This is a genomic window from Pseudomonas entomophila L48, assembly GCF_000026105.1.
Classification (GTDB): domain Bacteria; phylum Pseudomonadota; class Gammaproteobacteria; order Pseudomonadales; family Pseudomonadaceae; genus Aquipseudomonas; species Aquipseudomonas entomophila.
Genome location: NC_008027.1, coordinates 3,103,748 through 3,119,661, shown reverse-complemented (window position 1 = coordinate 3,119,661; position 15,914 = coordinate 3,103,748). Strand labels below are relative to the sequence as shown.

Below are 15,914 nucleotides of genomic sequence, written 5' to 3'. Positions count from 1 at the left end.
ACCCGGCCATGAGCAGCACCTTCTTCATTCCCGCCGTGAACATCATGGGCATCGATTGCCTGGACGAGGCGATGACCGCCATTGCCGGCTACGGCCTGCGCAAGGCTTTGATCGTCACCGACCAGGGCCTGGCCAAGGCCGGCGTGGCCGAACGTATCGCCGGCATGCTGGCGATGCGTGACATCGATTCGGTGGTGTTCGACGGCGCCAAGCCCAACCCGAGCATCGCCAATGTCGAGGCAGGCCTGGCCCTGCTTCGGCAATCGCGCTGCGACTGCGTTGTTTCGCTGGGCGGCGGCTCGCCCCACGATTGCGCCAAGGGCATCGCCTTGTGCGCCACCAACGGCGGTCATATCAGCGATTACGAAGGTGTGGATCGCTCCAGCAAGCCGCAGTTGCCGCTGATCGCCATCAACACCACCGCTGGCACGGCCAGCGAGATGACGCGCTTCTGCATCATCACCGACGAGGCACGCCATGTGAAAATGGCCATCGTCGACCGCAACGTCACACCGATTCTCTCGGTCAACGACCCGGCGCTGATGGTCGGGATGCCCAAGGGGCTGACCGCCGCCACCGGCATGGATGCCCTGACCCACGCCATCGAGGCGTATGTCTCGACGGCGGCCACGCCGATCACCGACGCCTGCGCGCTCAAGGCCATCAGCCTGATCAGCGACAACCTGCGCCAGGCAGTAGCGGACGGCAGCAACCTGCAGGCAAGGGAGAACATGGCGTATGCACAGTTCCTGGCGGGCATGGCGTTCAACAACGCCTCGCTCGGCTACGTGCATGCCATGGCGCACCAGTTGGGTGGTTTCTACGACCTGCCCCATGGTGTGTGCAACGCTGTGCTGCTGCCCCATGTGCAGCGCTTCAACGCCAAGGTCAGCGCGGCGCGCCTGCGCGATGTGGCCAAGGCGATGGGCACCAAGGTGTGCGGGTTGGATGCGGAGCAGGGCGCTGGCGCGGCGATCTCGGCCATCGAGCACCTGGCGGCGGCGATTGGTATCCCGGACGGGTTGGCGGAGCTGGGGGTGAAGGTCGAGGATGTGCCGGTGCTGGCGGCCAATGCGCTGAAAGATGCCTGCGGGTTGACCAACCCACGGGTGGCGAGCCAGGTGGAGATCGAGGCGATCTTCAAGGCGGCGTTCTAGCTTGTAGGAGCGGCTTCAGCCGCGATGCAGGCACCGCGGTGTCCACCACCCGCTTCGCGGGTGATCGCGGCTAAAGCCGCTCCTACAGGCCGGCACCCTATCGCTCGCGCATGAAGAACCCCGCCACATATTTGCGGAAGGTCTCCAGGCTCTTGAAGTCGGCGTAGCGCTTGAAGTTCTCGGCGTCCGGCTCCGGGCCCAGCGGCTGCTCGAGCAACGACACCGACAGCACGCGGTCCTGGTCCGAGGTCAGCACCAGCTCATCCATCACCTGGCCACCGATCACCGGCCGGCGCATCAATACCTTCACGCCTTTGCCCGCCATCCAGTCGATCAAAGACACCAATGCCTTGAGCGGCTCGCGTTCTTCATCGCGGTAGACCGGGAACAGATGCGCCCGTGACAACACTGGCACGCTGGCCACATGGATCAGTTCATAGAAATGGCTGCCCGCGGTGGCCGGCGAGTACAGCGCCAGCGCCAGCAACGGACCGTCGGTCCGGCTGCCTCCCCAGTACTGGTGATTACCCTGGAAATCGAAGCCGTCCTCGCTGCGAGCCGTGACGACCTTGCGCCCCTTGATCTGCTCGACGCAGTCGAGCAGCAGGCCATGGCGGCGGTGGTTGCCGAACACCGTGGCTTCCCGCAGCTTGGCCTTGAGCATCATCATGTGCTTCATGTCCAGGCGGGTTTCCAGGTAGTTGCTGGCCGGCACCCGCTCCAGCAACGGATAGCGGCTGGCAACGCCGCGCAGTTCGGCGAACTGTGCGGTGAGGTCTTTCTTCAAATGGGTGGCGTAGACGTTAAGCCCGCTGGCCTCGATCCAGGTCAGCAGCAAGGACAACAAGCGCTGCTGCTCACGGCGCTCACCCGGTTCGCGAGGGGAAGCGGTCGTTTCGCTGTCATTGGCACGTCGGTAGTCGCCGAGCAGGCGCAGGGGGGTATCCGGTGCCAGCCAGGCGGCGGGCTGGGTGATTTCATCACTGTGCTCGCCGGCTTCCCGCGGATCCTTGGTGAACGGGCAGCCTGTGGCATGCTCCGGGGTGTCGGGGTTGTTGCGCAGGAACAGTGTGCCGGTGTTGCCGTTGAGGGTGACGTTGAGCACCGGCAGGGCATCCTTGCGGCAGTCGCAGGCCAGCCACTGGTTGGCGCCGCGCACCTTCATGAGCAGTTGATTGGCTTGCAGCAGGCGGGGGCCGGACAGGGTGCCGGCGGAAAAACCGGCCAACAGTTCCTCTTCGGCCAGGGTCAGGCTGCGCACCTGCGCGCCGGATTTTTCGATGATACGCATTGAGAAGCAGCTCCAAGCTACGAGCCCCAAGCTTCAAGCAAAGCGGCGATGCTTTCAACCGTGGCTTGAGGCTTGGGGCCTGGGGCTTACTGGCCGGCGAACATCTTCGCGGCGCGGGCACGGATCTCCTCGACGCTGAGGTCCTCCTTGTGCGTGGAGACGAACCACACGTTGCCGAACGGGTCCTTCAGGGCGCCGCTGCGGTCGCCGTAGAACTGGTCCTTCAGTTCAGTGACCTGCTTGGCGCCAGCGGCGATGGCCTGGGCGTAGGTCTTGTCGCAATCCTCGACATAGAGGTGCAGGCCGACGGCGGGGTCCTTGATACTCTGGGTGGCCTTGAGGCTGTCCGGCATGTCGCACGGGTCGGCGAGCATCAGCGAGGAGTCACCGATTTTCAGTTCCGCATGGCCGACCCGGCCATCCGGGCCTTCCAGGCGGAACATCTCGACGGCGTTGAAGGCCTTCTTATAGAACTCGATGGCCTTGGCGGCACCCTCGATACCGAGGTAGGGGGTGATGCTGTGCTGGCCTTCGGGGATAGGTTTGACTGCCATTTTCGTAAGCTCCTTTCACGTGGGTGGGTTGCAACACCTGGGTGATTTAGAGTCGTTCAAACGCGCAGGAAATCGACAGTCGCCTTAGATCGTTTGTCTATAAAAAGGGCGGTTCGCCGGCAAGCCGGCTCCTACAGGAGCGTGCGAAGCGGCTTGCTGGCGAACGGGTCGTCAGAAGATGTAGTCGGTGGTCAGGAAACTCGACTGCCGGTTGCGGATGATTTCGCTGATCAGTTGCTTGTTTGATTCCTGGAACTTGGTTGCCACCAAGGTGCGGATGGAAAACACCCGCAGTGCGTCGTGCACCGACAACGTGCCTTCGGCGCTGTTCTTGCGGCCGTTGAACGGGTAAGTGTCCGGGCCACGTTGGCACTGGGCATTGAGGTTGATGCGCCCCACTTGGTTGGCGAAGATGTCGACCAGTGCGCCGATGGTCTCGGGGTCGTTGCCGAACAGGCTCAATTGCTGGCCGTAGTCGGAGTCGAGCACATCGTCGATCACCGTCTGCAGGTCACGGTAGGGCACGACTGGCACCAGCGGGCCGAACTGTTCCTCGTGGTATACCCGCATGTCACGGCTGACCGGGTAGAGCAGGGCGGGGTAGAAGAACGAACCACGGCTCTGGCCGCCCCCTTCGTTGAGTACCCTGGCGCCTTTGGCGGTGGCGTCGGCCACCAGGCCATCGAGGTAGTCGACCTTGCCAGGCTCCGGCAGCGGCGTCAGGGCCACCCCCGGTTCCCAGGGCATGCCGGGCTTGAGCGCGGCCAGCTTGCGCTGGAACTTGTCGAGGAACGGCTCGACCACATCCTCGTGCACGAAGAGGATCTTCAAGGCGGTGCAGCGCTGGCCGTTGAACGACAGCGCGCCGGTGACGGCCTCTTCCACGGCGTTGTCCAGGTCGACCTGCGGCAGGACGATGCCGGGGTTCTTGGCGTCAAGGCCGAGGGCTGCGCGCAGGCGGTGCGGGCGCGGGTGCAGTTTCTTCAGGTCGCTGGCGGCCTTATGAGTGCCGATGAAGGCGAACACGTCGACCTTGCCGCTCGCCATCAGGGCGCTGACCGTCTCGCGGCCACGACCGTAGATGACGTTGATCACCCCGGCCGGGAAACTGTCGCGGAACGCCTCGAGCAGCGGGCGGATCAGCAGCACGCCGAACTTGGCCGGCTTGAACACCACGGTGTTGCCCATGATCAGCGCCGGGATCAGCGTGGTAAAGGTTTCGTTAAGCGGGTAGTTGTAGGGGCCCATGCACAGCGCCACGCCCAGCGGTGCCCGGCGGATCTGGCCAAGGGTGCCTTGCTCCAGTTCGAAGCGGCTGGAGCGGCGGTCGAGGTCCTTGAGTGCATTGATGGTGTCGACGATGTAGTCGCAGGTGCGGTCGAATTCTTTTTCCGAATCCTTGAGGTTCTTGCCGATCTCCCACATCAGCAGCTTGACCACGGCCGTGCGCTGCTCACGCATACGTGCCAGGAATGACTCGACATGTTGGATGCGTTCGGCCACGCGCATGTTCGGCCAGGCACCACGGCCTTTGTCATAGGCGGCGACGGCGGCGTCCAGGGCGGTGAGCGCGGTGTCGGCATCGAGCAGCGGGGCGCTGCCGAGGATCACCTGGCGCTCACCGTCGCCGTCTTTCAGCCAGACCGGGCTGCGTACCGTGGCCAGCGGGCCGTCCCAGCGCCTGAGTTCACCGGCGACGAGGTAATCACGTTGTTCCAGAGGTTCGCCCAGGCGCCAGGCTTCGGGAACATCTTCAGGGGCGGGAAACAACGAATCGAGCAGACGGTCCATGGGCACTGCACCTCTCTAATCCAGATGATGAAACGCTTCAGCCAGTGAGCATGCGCTCACCGGCTTAAAAACACCAGTCTGGCTCATGAAGCGGCGGGTAGCACCGGCCTTGGGGTCACTCCTCGAAGGGCGGAGGGAACACCTCGTCCTCCAGCAGTCTCATTGCGCCGATCGACAAGGCATAGTCTCTTACCCGAGGATCGGTAAAGGTGCGCAGCCGTTCCCACAATTGTGGCTGGCTGTAGTCGGGCAATTGCTGCAGGCCTCGGAGCTCACGGCGATAGGGCAGTGGCAAATCGTTCCAGATGCCCCAGTCGGCGACGTCGGTGTCTTCGAGTATTTCCTCATAGTCGACGTCGGCAACCAGCAGGTCGATGCCGTGCAGGTCGTAGTAGGCCTGGATCTGCTGGCTGACCTGTTCGCTCAGCTCGTCGCTCTCCAACCACAGGTTCTGGGCGGCAACGCGAGACAGTTGCAAGTCTTGTGGCAGGCTCGCGAAGCGGTTGTCGCGCAGGTCGAACACCGTGGGTTGCCAGCCGTCGTCACTGCGCATGCCCGCAGGCCATTGCACCAGCTCACTGTGGTTTAGGTTGAGCATGTCGAGGTTGTTCAACTGGCTGAGGTCGGGGCTTCGGACCAGAGGGTTGTGCGACAGGTCCAGCAGCTGCAGGCCGCTCAGGCGATCGAGTGCCGCTTGGTTGGAATCGCTCCAGGCGATCCGGTTGCCCTGCATGTCGAGCCACTGCAGCGACTCCGGCACAGCGATGTTGGGGATCTGTGTCAGCCCGCAGTCCATCAGGTGCAGGCGCTCCAGCCGGGTAAATCGTTCGAGGAACTCAGCAGGCAGCTCGGTCAAGTCGCGGTTGCCGGAGAGGTCCACGCGCCGGATATGCTCGAAACGGTCCGGCAACGCCAGCGCGGCCAGGTCGTCATCGGTCAACGCCAGGTCGGACAGGCTGAGCAAGTGTACGGCGTACCCTTCCTCCTCGGTGAACTCCGCAACACGCTGCCAGTTGCTCACCAGTCTGCGGACGGCGGCATGACGCAACGGACTATCGCCTGCCCAGGCGCGCAGTGCTGCGCGAAAGTCCATGAGCTGGCGCTCCAGGTCGGCCATCTGTTGCATAGGGTCCAGGCCAGCCTCCACCCATTGCGTCAGTTGTTCGTTGATCTGGAAGTCAGCGGCCTCGGGATAGAGCTGCCGGTAGCGTCGGAACGCCGCACCGATGTCGATGCGCGGGGCCGCCTCTTCCATTCCGCCCGACAGCCCGCCGCGCGGTGCCCAGCCCACCGCAGAGGGTTCGAGCAGGCGCATCGCACGCGTATTATCAGACGCCACCAGGCGATGGATCGCCCCACGCAGGCTATCGATATCATCGTGCGCCAGCCCCATAGCCTGACGGTCGCTGCGGGACAGTGCATGGAGGGCAACCCTGGCAAGGTCATGGTCCCGAGGCTGCGGCGCCGGTCGCTCCTCGAGGTAGGCCTCGTAACCTTCTGCGGACTTGATCACCACGCAGGCACGGCTGCCCGGCTCGGCGCCCGAGGCCATCAGCACCGTACCTCGGGGCGAGGCGGCACGCAGCTCGAGGCGCAGTTGCGCAGGCCAGCCGGGGAGCTGGGGCAGGGCATTGATGATCAGGCGCTCGCTGTCGGCGCTGGCCTGTTCGGGCAGGTAAAGGCCTTCCAGCGCGCTGTTCAGGAACTGGCGGGTCGAGTCGGCCTGCACCGATGAAGTGGCTTTCGACGGCAGTTGCCCTTCGGTCTGCAGGCGCCTGGCCATGGGTGTTTGCAGTCGCGGGTAGTCCTGAAGAAGACGCCCTGGCAGCGGTCGCCACAGGCGCTGGCTGCCGTCGTCGAGGGTGACCGGAGCGAGGCTTTCCATCAATGCGCTCGAACCAAGTTTGTTCACGGCTTTACCCGCGAGGTGCAGGCCGCCGATCATCGCCAGGTTGAGCGCGACCGACTCGAGGTGGCCGAGGGCCTCGTGGCGGTCACCGACCTGCCAGGCTTCGTAGCCTTCATAGGCCTCATCCAGCAATTGGTAGGCAATCACCGCGGTCATGAGCGTGCCCAAGGCCGGTACGAACATGCCTGCGATCATCAGTGCATCGAGACCCACACGGTTCCACAGGGCCTTGCGCGCCTTGTAGGCCAGCTCGTCGGCATCGGCCGTGGGTACGGCCACCTGCCTGGCCTCGCGCTTGAGGCGCGCCAGGTGGTCATCGTGCAGGAAATCGTACAGGTCACCCGTGATGGGTGAGGTCTCCAGGTGCAAGTCGGCACCGTTGCGCAACAGCCAGGCTTGATCATCGGGTGTGTCACCGCTTGCATCGAGGTTCTGCCGAAGCCGGCTGGAAAACTGGACGCGTTGCGCGCTCGGCACGAAATCCATGAAGCGTCGACGGAACGTGGCATCCAACAGGTCCGAGCGCAATTGCCCATGCAGCGCATCAAGGTTGGCGAAGGCGCGCAGCGTTTGCTGTTGCCCGGGCAAAAGGAGCAGCAGGCCAGGCGCGACGGTTTCGATGATGACGGCTTCGTGCAAGGTCACGCCGAACAGGCTCAGCTGCCTGCAGGGGGACGCGCTACCGTCGCTCAGCAGTGATCGCACGGCATCCAATGCCGAACCATCGAGTTGACGGCGTATGCTCGCAAGATCAGCCGCCAGGCGCAGACTGTCACGGTAGACGCTGACCGCCGCCTGGCGAACGGCCGAGGGCGCGAACAGGGTATCGAGATGGTCCTGGTAACGTTGGCCAATATCAAGCTCGCGACAGGTCCTGGCGAACGCGGTGGGCGAGAGCGCCAGCGGCTTGATGGTCACCTGCTCCGAAGGCAGGGCGATGTCCACCTCGGTTTCGCTGTCCCCCAGCGTCGTCTTGCCCATCACGGTGGTCTTGAGCGCTGTCCAGTCAGTGTCCAGGGCAAGGGCACTGTCCCAACTGAACGTGACCTGGTCGCTGAAGTTCTGCAGGGCCGCTTCAAGCAGGTTACGGTGCTCATGATGGGTGACATACACCTGGAAGGTGTAGAAGTGCTTCAGCCATACCAGGCCGGCCTTGCGCAGTGGGGCGCTGAAACCGTGGGTATTGCGCAAGCGTTCGGCGAGCAGGGGCTCGGCGAACGCGTTGATGCTCATAAGGCCGCGTAGTTGTCTGGCCAGCAAGCGCTGCGAGCCCATCAGGCGTGCTTGGCTGGCCTCCACGGCTTCGCGCAGATGGGGCGCTGCACCGGCGAACCAGTCGGCTTCGGCGCCGGGCAGGCCTTGTGCCGGCGTGATAGCGTCACCTAGCCGCTGCCAGTGTTCGGCAGTCGCGTCCTGTGTCCAGGTGGGTAGTTGGCGTTCGAGGAGAGCCTGGTGTGGGGTGAGCGTGTTCGCGTCCATGTGCGGTTCCTTGCAAAAGGCCCATCAGACCCGCCGTGGCGGCGCCGCAGGTCGTACATAGGTCTGGCGCCGGCCGAGTGGCAAAAGAAACCTCAATTTCGTTCGCGCCGCGCCGATAACCGCTCAATAGCCTTTCGTCGCCTGACTATGACCCTTTCCCAACTCTCCCATGAAGCGCCGCCGCCCACCCCGGGTGCGCTGCGCCAAACGCTTAACCGCCTGCTGCCGGTCGGCTTCGCCCTGATCGGCATCGGCCTGTCGGTTGCCCTCGGCTACCTCGATGCGCAGCGCGAACGCAACGAACAACTGGGCAACCTTGCCGCGCGCCTGGCCGGGATGCGCGGGGCGCTGGAGGCTCAGCTGGGCGCCGCGTTCGGTGAAGCCGAAGGCATTGCCCAGTTGATCGCCGCCGATGGCGGCATCAGCCCGGCGCATTTCCATGGCATGGCCCGCGATGCCTTGCAGTCGGTGCCCTACATGCGTCATATCGCGCTGGCGCCGGGGGATGTGATCTTCGATGTCTACCCGATGCAGGGCAATGAGCGCTTGATCGGGCTGGACTATCGCCAGTTGCCGGATCAATTCCCGCTCCTGCAATCGGCGCGCAACCAGGCACGGCCCGTATTGGCTGGCCCCCTGCAGCTGTACCAGGGCGGCAGGGCGCTGATCTACCGACGCCCGGTGTTCATCACGGGCAAGCGTGGCGTGCAGTTCTACTGGGGCAATGTGTCGATCGTGGCCGATATCGACCGGCTGCTGCTGACCGCCGGGTTGCGCCCGGACACCGAGTTTGAACTGGCCGTGCGCGGTGTCGACGGCAAGGGTGCCGATGGCGCGCTGATCTGGGGCGACCCCCGGTTGTTCGAAGCGTCCCAGGTGAAGATGACCGTCGATGTGCCCGGCGGTGTCTGGCAGTTGGTGGCCGCGCCTCGGGCGAGCGCGGCGGGGCTGGACCTGTTCGCCTCGCCGCTGTTTCTGTTCGCCTTGAGCTGCACCGGGTTGTTCAGCCTGTTCGTCGCCCAGCTCAACCGCAAGCAGCGTTTGCTTGAACTGCGTAACCGCGAGTTGCGCCAGTATCAGGCGCAACTGGAACGTCTGGCCCATTACGACACCATCACCGGGTTGCCCAACCGTGTGCTGTTCCAGCAACAGTTGACCGAGGCCATCCTGCGGGACCATGGCCTGGCGGTACTGATGCTCGATATCGACGGCTTCAAGCAAGTCAACGACAGCCTCGGCCATCCCATGGGCGACCTGTTGCTGCAGCAGGCCACCGCGCGCTTCCTGCAGGAACTGCATAGCCAGGATCGGGTATGCCGCTTGGGGGGCGACGAGTTCGTGTTCATGCTGCAGGGTGCCCAGGGGCAGGTGCAGCACCAGATCCGCGCCTTGCTGCGTTGCCTGCAGCGGCCGTTCGACCTCAACGGCAATGCCACCCTGGTCACCGGTAGCATCGGCCTGGCCTGGAGCCCCCAGCACGGTGAAGACGCCGACAGCCTGCTGCGCCACGCCGACACCGCCATGTACGCGGCCAAGGAGAGCGGGCGCAACGCCTGGCGCCCGTACCACCCGGACATGACCGAGCGCCTGCAGCAACGTCTCGAGCTGGAACGCAACCTGCGCAGGGCGCTGGAGCACAACGAGTTCGAGCTGTGGTACCAGCCCAAGGTCGACCTGTTCAGTGGGCAACTGGAAGGTGTCGAGGCACTGCTGCGCTGGCGTGATCCGCACCATGGCCTGGTGTCTCCGGCCGAATTCATTCCGTTGGCCGAGCGCACCGGCCTGATCATTCCGCTGGGCGAGCGGGTGCTGGAGCTGGCCTGTGCCCAACTGGCCGCCTGGCGTGCCGGCGATGGCTTGCCCGGGCCGCTGGCGATCAATGTGGCGGCCTTGCAGATCGAGCGCAGCGACTATGTCACCAGCCTGGCGTCGGCGCTGGAGCGCCACGGCCTGCCGGCCAACCTGCTGGAAGTGGAAATCACCGAAAGCCTGTTGATGGAGAGCCAGCAGCAAGCCTGTGCGGTGCTCGCCCAGTTGCAGGCCATGGGCGTGGCCACCGCAGTGGACGACTTTGGCACCGGCTACTCGTCGCTCGCCTACCTGCGAGCCCTGCCGATCGACCACCTGAAGATCGATCGGGCCTTCATCAAGGACTTGCCCGAGGACGACGACGCCGTGGCCGTGGCCAGGGCAATCATCGACCTGGGGCATGCCCTGGGTTTCAGGATCACCGCCGAGGGTATCGAAACCCAGGCCCAGTTTGACTTCCTGCGCAATGCCGGGTGCGATCAGGGCCAGGGCTTCCTGTTCGGGCGTCCGATGCCCGCCGCCGACCTGGCGCGTTGGCTGGCGGCCAATGAAAGCCGCCGCCGTGGTGCATGACGGTCAGAGGTCGAGCAGCTCGGCCGCTGGCCGGTCAAGGGCGTATTGCAGGAAAGCCGGGTCGTTGTCCATGCGGATTATCCGCTGCCAGAGCGCCTCGCGGGTCGCGGCCGGATCGCGATCGAACGGCGTGGAGTCCAGGATGGCGCGCAAGTCCCGGCGATAGTGCAAAGGCAGCTTTTGCCATAAGCCCAGGCGGGCAGGGCTGGCGTCGTGCAACAGTTCCTGGTAGTCGAAGTCACTGACCAGCAGGTCGATACCGTGTTGTTGGTAATAGTTCTCGATCTGCTCGCGTATCACCGGGTTCAGCCAGTCACTTTCCAACGCCAGGGGATTGCCGACGTCGGGAGGGACCTCGAAGCCTGTCGGCAGGCGCTCGAACGTATTGCTCGAAAGGTCCAGCAACAGGGCCTGGCGCAATTGCCCGAGGCCGCTGGGCAGTTCACTCAAGTGCGCGTTATTGAGCATCAACGATCGCAAGCCTGGCAGACGGTCGAGTGCGGGTGCGCGCAACAACGGATTACCGCTCAGGTCCAGCAGTGCCAGGTTGGGTAGGCGGTCGAGCGCGGCCTGGGCGCGATCATCCCAGGTCACGCGATTGGACTCCATGTCCAGCCAGGTCAATTGCGAAGGTTCAGCGACATGCGGAGGGTGGGTGAACCGGCAATTGCCAAGGCTCAAGCGTGTGAGGCGCGGGAAGGCGCTGAGCAGTGGCTCGGGCAGATGGCTGAGTGCCGCATTGTCACTCAGGTTCAGGTCCTCGATATGGGTGAAGCCCTCGGAAAGCATGAGGTCGGCGATGTCACGGTTTTCAAGCGCCAGCCCGGACAGGTCGAGGCTATGCAGCGCCCGTCCGTCGATCAACCAGGCAAAGGTATTGCGCCGCCAGGCGTTGAGGATGGCACGTGCCGCGCGGCGGCGGCGCGGTATCTCGCCTGCCCAGGCGCCCAATCGCTCACGCAAGTCGCGCAGTGAGCGTTCACGGACAAGCAGTTCGGCTTGCGGCGCGATCAGCCGCTGTCGCCAGTTGGCAAACACCTGGCTGATCTGCCGGTCGCTGACCCTGGGGTAAAGACGGCGGTAACGGGCGAACAATGCATTGCGTGGAGATTGCAGCACCGGTTGAGCCGTCAGCGGTTTTCCGCCGCGCAGGCCAGGGCGCGGCGATGGACGTTTCAGCCCCCAGAGACGGTGTGGCCAGTCACCGCGCGCTTGCACGGCCTGCTGCCTGAGCAGCCCGCCCAGGACCTCGGAACTGTCCGCTTGCAATGACTCGCGCTTGGCCTCGGGAAGGGTTTCATGCAACGCATCGAGCAGCGAACGGTGTGGGCGGCCGGCGACAGGCCGATCGCCTGTGTAGACTTCGAAGCCGTCGGCGGACTTGATCAGTACGCGCCGCCAGCGCGCCTGCTCAGGCCCGGTGCTGGCGAGCAGGTTCCCGTCCGGTCGGGATTGGCGCAGTTCAATGCGCAGTTCGCCAGCGTTGCCAGGCAATCGTTCCAGGCAATCCAGCATGAGGCGCTCGCTGTCGGGGCTGGTCAGGGCCGGGTAGTAAAGGCCTTCCATCGCGCGGACGATCGGTAGCTGTCCTTGCGTCTCGGCTGCCTGGGTGAGTAACCATGGGGGCAGTTGATCCCCCGTGACCCAGGCACTGCGTTCCTGCGCCGACAGGCGTGCCACCAATCTTCGAGCCAATGGGGTGGTCAGGCGCGGACAAGCCTGCATCAGTTGCTGTTCCATTGTGCTTGCAGCCTGGCTTGCATACAGGCTTTCAAGGGCTTCGGATCCCAGCTCGGGCAAGCCTCTGGCCATTTCCATTCGCACCAGGGTGTCAGCCAGCAGAGCGGGTGTCGGCTGGTTCGCCAAGTAAACTTCCTGAAGTCGAGCGCGGTCGACGCCACTGATGTCCAGGGCCGCCAGCAGTTCGGCGTCGTCGAATGCCTCCAGGCCAAGTCCGGGCCCCAGGCGGCGGAGTAACTGGATATCACTCCAGCGCTGAGGTTCCTCCTGATCGACGTGCCAGGCACCTTCATCGTTGTGTTCGAGCCAGGGGCGGTAGGCGTCGTCCTGTTGCGGATGGACGATTCGCCAGCGTCCCGTAGTGCTGTCCAGCGCCTGGCGATAGGTGCTTCCTTCGATACGAATGAAATGCTGGCCTTGGTGCAGGTACTGCCCCTTGGCGTTGGGCCGCACCGTGTCAGGGAGCTCGACCGGGCTTTGATAGGCGACCAGATCGGGTTTGCGCAGCCGCTGACTGCCGTCATCCAGGGTTATCGGGTCCAGGCCTTCGAGCAACGGGCTGTTGAAAAGCCTGGGCAAGACCTTGCCGGCCACATGCAGCCCGGCCATCAGGCCGAGGTTCAGGCCCACCGCTTCAAGATGGCGCAAGGCCAGATGGCGGTCGCCTGCGTGCCAGGCTTCGTAGCCTTCGTAGGCTTCATCAAGCAGTTGGAAGGCGGTGACCGCCAGCATGAACGTACCCACGGCGGGAACGAAGAAGCCGGCAATCATCAGCGCATCCAGGCCCGCGCTTTCCCACAACGCCAGGCGCCGCTTGCGTTCCCGCTCATCCGCGTCTGCGGTGGGTACGGCAAACAGCCGGGCCTCGGCCTGAAGACGGGCTACATGGTCATTGTGCAGAAAATCGAAAATCTCCCCTGTTACCGGTAGCTGCGCCATATGCAGGTCTGCCTGGGCGCGACGTGGCCAATGCTGGTCGGTTGGCGATTTGCCGTTGGCATCGAGGTTCTGCCGCAGGCGGTCGAGAAACGTGGCCTGCTGCAGGCGGGGCACGTAGTCCAGGAACCGTTGGCGGAACGCCGCATCGAGCAGGTCATTGCACAGTTGCTCGTGTACGCTGTCCATGCCGGTGAACTGGCGAAGCGCCTGGTCCTGTCCGGGGAGGCTGACCAGCAGGCCGGATTCGCCGGCATCCATGATCAGGACTTCATGCAGGGGGATGTCGAACAGGCTCAGCCGGGTACAAGGCAGGGAGGTGCCGCTGTCGAGCAGCGTCTTGAGCGTGTCCAGCGCGGCCCCTGTCAGGCGATGGCGCAGGAAGCCGATGTCCGCTGCAAGGCGCAGTTGGTCCCTGTAGACCTGCTTAGAGAGCTTGGCAACCTTGGATGGCGCGAACACAGACGCCAGGTGATCCTGGTAGCGTTGACCCAGGTCCAGCTCGCGGCACGTCCGGGCGAAGTCCTCCGGTGACAGCCCCAGGGCGGCAATCGTGTAGGTTTCCGACGCCATGGCGACGTCCACCCAGGTTTCGCTGTCACCGAGCGTGGTCTGGCCGGTCACGGTGGTCTTGTGCACCTGGATGCCTTCGCTGGGTGCCAGTGCGCTGTCACGGCTGAAGGTGAGGTTGTCGGCAAAGTTGTGCAGGGCGGCTTCGAGCAGCGTGCTGCGCTCGTGGTGAGCGACATCCACCTGGTGGGTCCAGCGGTGATGGATGCGGATCAGCTCGGTATTGCGCAGTGGGTGGTCGAAACCGTGCTCCGTGTGCAAGCGGTCTGCAAGCAGCGGCTCGGCGAACTCGCTGATCTGACGCAGAGGTTTGATCGCCCGTGCCAGGGCTTGCTGGGATCGGACGAGACGGGATTGGCTGGCCTGTAACTGCTCGCGCAGGTCCGGGGCCGCGTTGGCGAACCAGCCTGGGGGTTGTTCGGTGGTGCCCTGCACGGGTGCCAGGGCATTCGTGAGGAGCCGCCACTGCTTGGCGGTGGCCTGGTGTGCCCAGGTGGGCAAACGTTGCTGCAACAGCAACTGATGGGGGATGTCGTTCGGCATTGTGCTGCTCCTGTAAAAGGAAGCGGCAAGCAGACACCATCCGCCTCGTGTACCCGCAGCACATAACGCTGGGTGTTTTCAGTCTTGGACGTGATAAGGGAAACGTTACCTCTACCGAAGCAGTAGTTATAAGCGGTGGTTTTACAATCACGAGCGCTCTGATAAAAAAATTGACGTCATTAAAAAACCAGCATTGATGTCAATTGGCCGCTTGCCAAGGTCGAGTCGCGCATCTTTACTTGTTACTGGATGTGAGCAGCTTGCTAAGTGTTTGTCATGTTTATCAAAGAATTACGTGCGATATCCAAGGGTAAGCCACTTTTTCTGATCTGCCCCACCGGCAGCATGCATGGACATCGGAGAAGACATGAAAGCGCACTTGGCGGCCATTGCCCGGACACTTCTATCACCTTCCCTGCGCTACGAAATAAGAAATGCTTCTAACAAACTGCGGGATCTGCTCAGTCGCGCCTGCTTCTGGCGTTGGGAAGTCGCCAGGTTCAAGTTGCAGCAGGAAAGCCCCTACGAGATTCTCTACATCGGTAGAAAACAACAACGGGCCATGGCCAAGTTGCTGATTGGCGGCAAATCCCATGGGGATGTGCCGGTCGCGGAAGGCGAAAGTCGCTCGACTGCATCCGGTCATGTGGTCGTGGTCAGTGAAATGCCCACGTCAGGGGCGTTGAACGTGCCTCATTACCTGAGTGCCGTGGTGCCCCTGGGGCGTTCCCTCGACGAGATAACCGCCCGTTACGACAGCGAACTGCGTCGCAGCATTCGCAAGCACCGGCCGCTGTACCAGATGCGCCAGACCCTTGACGATGAAGAGATCGCCATGGCCGACAGGGAACTGCTGCGGCCTTATGCCACGGCACGCCAGGGTATCCATGCGGCGCAGTTTCCCACCGACGACGTATTTCGCCTGGCCAAGGGGGTAGGGCGGTTGGACCTGATCACCTTCGAGGGGGCGGTGGTGGCCTGCCACCTGGGGTGCGAGATCACCCGGGGCGGCAAACGGTACTGGAGCACCTTACGCTTCGGCTATTGCGAGGCGGTGTTTTCGGATGCCAAGCGCTTGCGCGAGGTCAACTCCATCACCACCTTCATGGCGCTGGAGTGGGCTTTGGAGCACGGTTTCGACTACTACGACATTGGCCTATGCCTGGCCCGGCCGGATGATGGCTTGTTGAAGTGGAAGAGAAGGCGTGGTGGCGACATCGACTCACTGGGCAATCACGCCTACATGTTCGTGCGCCTGCCCAAGACCGGCGTGGCGCAGTTCCTCTGGGACACGCCGCTGTTCGCCGTGGAAGGCAGCAAGTTGACACTTCACCTGGGGTTGCCGGATGAAGCCAGTGACGAGGAAGTCGCCGACCGTTATCACGAAATGGTCTTTGGCGGCCTGCACAAGATCTACCTCTACGGCGCGGGTCGCGCTGGCGAGCAGTTCCTCGAGACCCTGCGCACGCGTTACGCCAATTTGCAGTCGCCCCCCTCGATGGAACGCATCTTTTCCAACTGAGCCCAGCGCCGGCACACCGACGCCATCCTCAAGGGAGGAC

General features: G+C 63.7%; 8 protein-coding genes. 3 read left to right on the top strand and 5 right to left on the bottom strand.

Annotated elements, in window-relative coordinates; all coding sequences use genetic code 11:
* The first annotated feature begins 8 nt into the window (after positions 1-8).
* Positions 9-1,157, top strand: a complete 1,149-nt coding sequence (gene yiaY / locus PSEEN_RS13700; protein WP_011534121.1) for an L-threonine dehydrogenase — start codon at positions 9-11, stop codon at positions 1,155-1,157.
* Between the two features lie 97 nt (positions 1,158-1,254).
* Here the strand turns inward: yiaY and PSEEN_RS13695 are convergent, their stop codons facing one another.
* The 4 genes from PSEEN_RS13695 to PSEEN_RS13680 form a co-directional block, all read right to left on the bottom strand.
* Positions 1,255-2,448, bottom strand: a complete 1,194-nt coding sequence (locus tag PSEEN_RS13695; protein WP_011534120.1) for a hypothetical protein — start codon at positions 2,446-2,448, stop codon at positions 1,255-1,257.
* Between the two features lie 86 nt (positions 2,449-2,534).
* Positions 2,535-3,002, bottom strand: coding sequence for a VOC family protein (locus PSEEN_RS13690; RefSeq protein ID WP_011534119.1), 468 nt, complete (start codon positions 3,000-3,002; stop codon positions 2,535-2,537).
* 171 nt (positions 3,003-3,173) lie between these two features.
* The gene (locus tag PSEEN_RS13685; RefSeq protein ID WP_011534118.1) at positions 3,174-4,793 is read right to left on the bottom strand and encodes an NADP-dependent glyceraldehyde-3-phosphate dehydrogenase; all 1,620 of its coding nucleotides are present in this window, start codon (positions 4,791-4,793) and stop codon (positions 3,174-3,176) included.
* Positions 4,794-4,908: 115 nt separating this feature from the next.
* On the bottom strand, positions 4,909-8,181 hold the full coding sequence (locus tag PSEEN_RS13680) for a dermonecrotic toxin domain-containing protein (RefSeq protein ID WP_011534117.1): 3,273 nt from the start codon (positions 8,179-8,181) through the stop codon (positions 4,909-4,911).
* A 147-nt stretch (positions 8,182-8,328) separates the two neighbouring features.
* Between PSEEN_RS13680 and PSEEN_RS13675 the strand changes: the two genes are divergently transcribed.
* Positions 8,329-10,563, top strand: coding sequence for an EAL domain-containing protein (locus tag PSEEN_RS13675; RefSeq protein WP_011534116.1), 2,235 nt, complete (start codon positions 8,329-8,331; stop codon positions 10,561-10,563).
* 3 nt (positions 10,564-10,566) lie between these two features.
* On the opposite strand, the gene PSEEN_RS13670 is transcribed toward PSEEN_RS13675, so the two are convergent.
* Positions 10,567-14,352 (bottom strand): dermonecrotic toxin domain-containing protein, encoded by a 3,786-nt coding sequence (locus PSEEN_RS13670; protein ID WP_011534115.1) that lies wholly within the window; start codon positions 14,350-14,352, stop codon positions 10,567-10,569.
* A gap of 367 nt (positions 14,353-14,719) precedes the next feature.
* Between PSEEN_RS13670 and PSEEN_RS13665 the strand changes: the two genes are divergently transcribed.
* Complete coding sequence (locus PSEEN_RS13665) at positions 14,720-15,874, top strand: hypothetical protein (RefSeq protein WP_011534114.1); 1,155 nt, start codon at positions 14,720-14,722, stop codon at positions 15,872-15,874.
* The last annotated feature ends 40 nt before the right edge of the window (positions 15,875-15,914 follow it).

Bases quoted from the DNA above. Each gene is read 5' to 3' on its own strand.
- yiaY (WP_011534121.1), top strand. From the start codon at position 9: ATGAGCAGCACCTTCTTCATTCCCGCCGTGAACATCATGGGCATCGAT.
- PSEEN_RS13695 (WP_011534120.1), bottom strand. From the start codon at position 2,448: ATGCGTATCATCGAAAAATCCGGCGCGCAGGTGCGCAGCCTGACCCTG.
- PSEEN_RS13690 (WP_011534119.1), bottom strand. From the start codon at position 3,002: ATGGCAGTCAAACCTATCCCCGAAGGCCAGCACAGCATCACCCCCTAC.
- PSEEN_RS13685 (WP_011534118.1), bottom strand. From the start codon at position 4,793: ATGGACCGTCTGCTCGATTCGTTGTTTCCCGCCCCTGAAGATGTTCCC.
- PSEEN_RS13680 (WP_011534117.1), bottom strand. From the start codon at position 8,181: ATGGACGCGAACACGCTCACCCCACACCAGGCTCTCCTCGAACGCCAA.
- PSEEN_RS13675 (WP_011534116.1), top strand. From the start codon at position 8,329: ATGACCCTTTCCCAACTCTCCCATGAAGCGCCGCCGCCCACCCCGGGT.
- PSEEN_RS13670 (WP_011534115.1), bottom strand. From the start codon at position 14,352: ATGCCGAACGACATCCCCCATCAGTTGCTGTTGCAGCAACGTTTGCCC.
- PSEEN_RS13665 (WP_011534114.1), top strand. From the start codon at position 14,720: ATGAAAGCGCACTTGGCGGCCATTGCCCGGACACTTCTATCACCTTCC.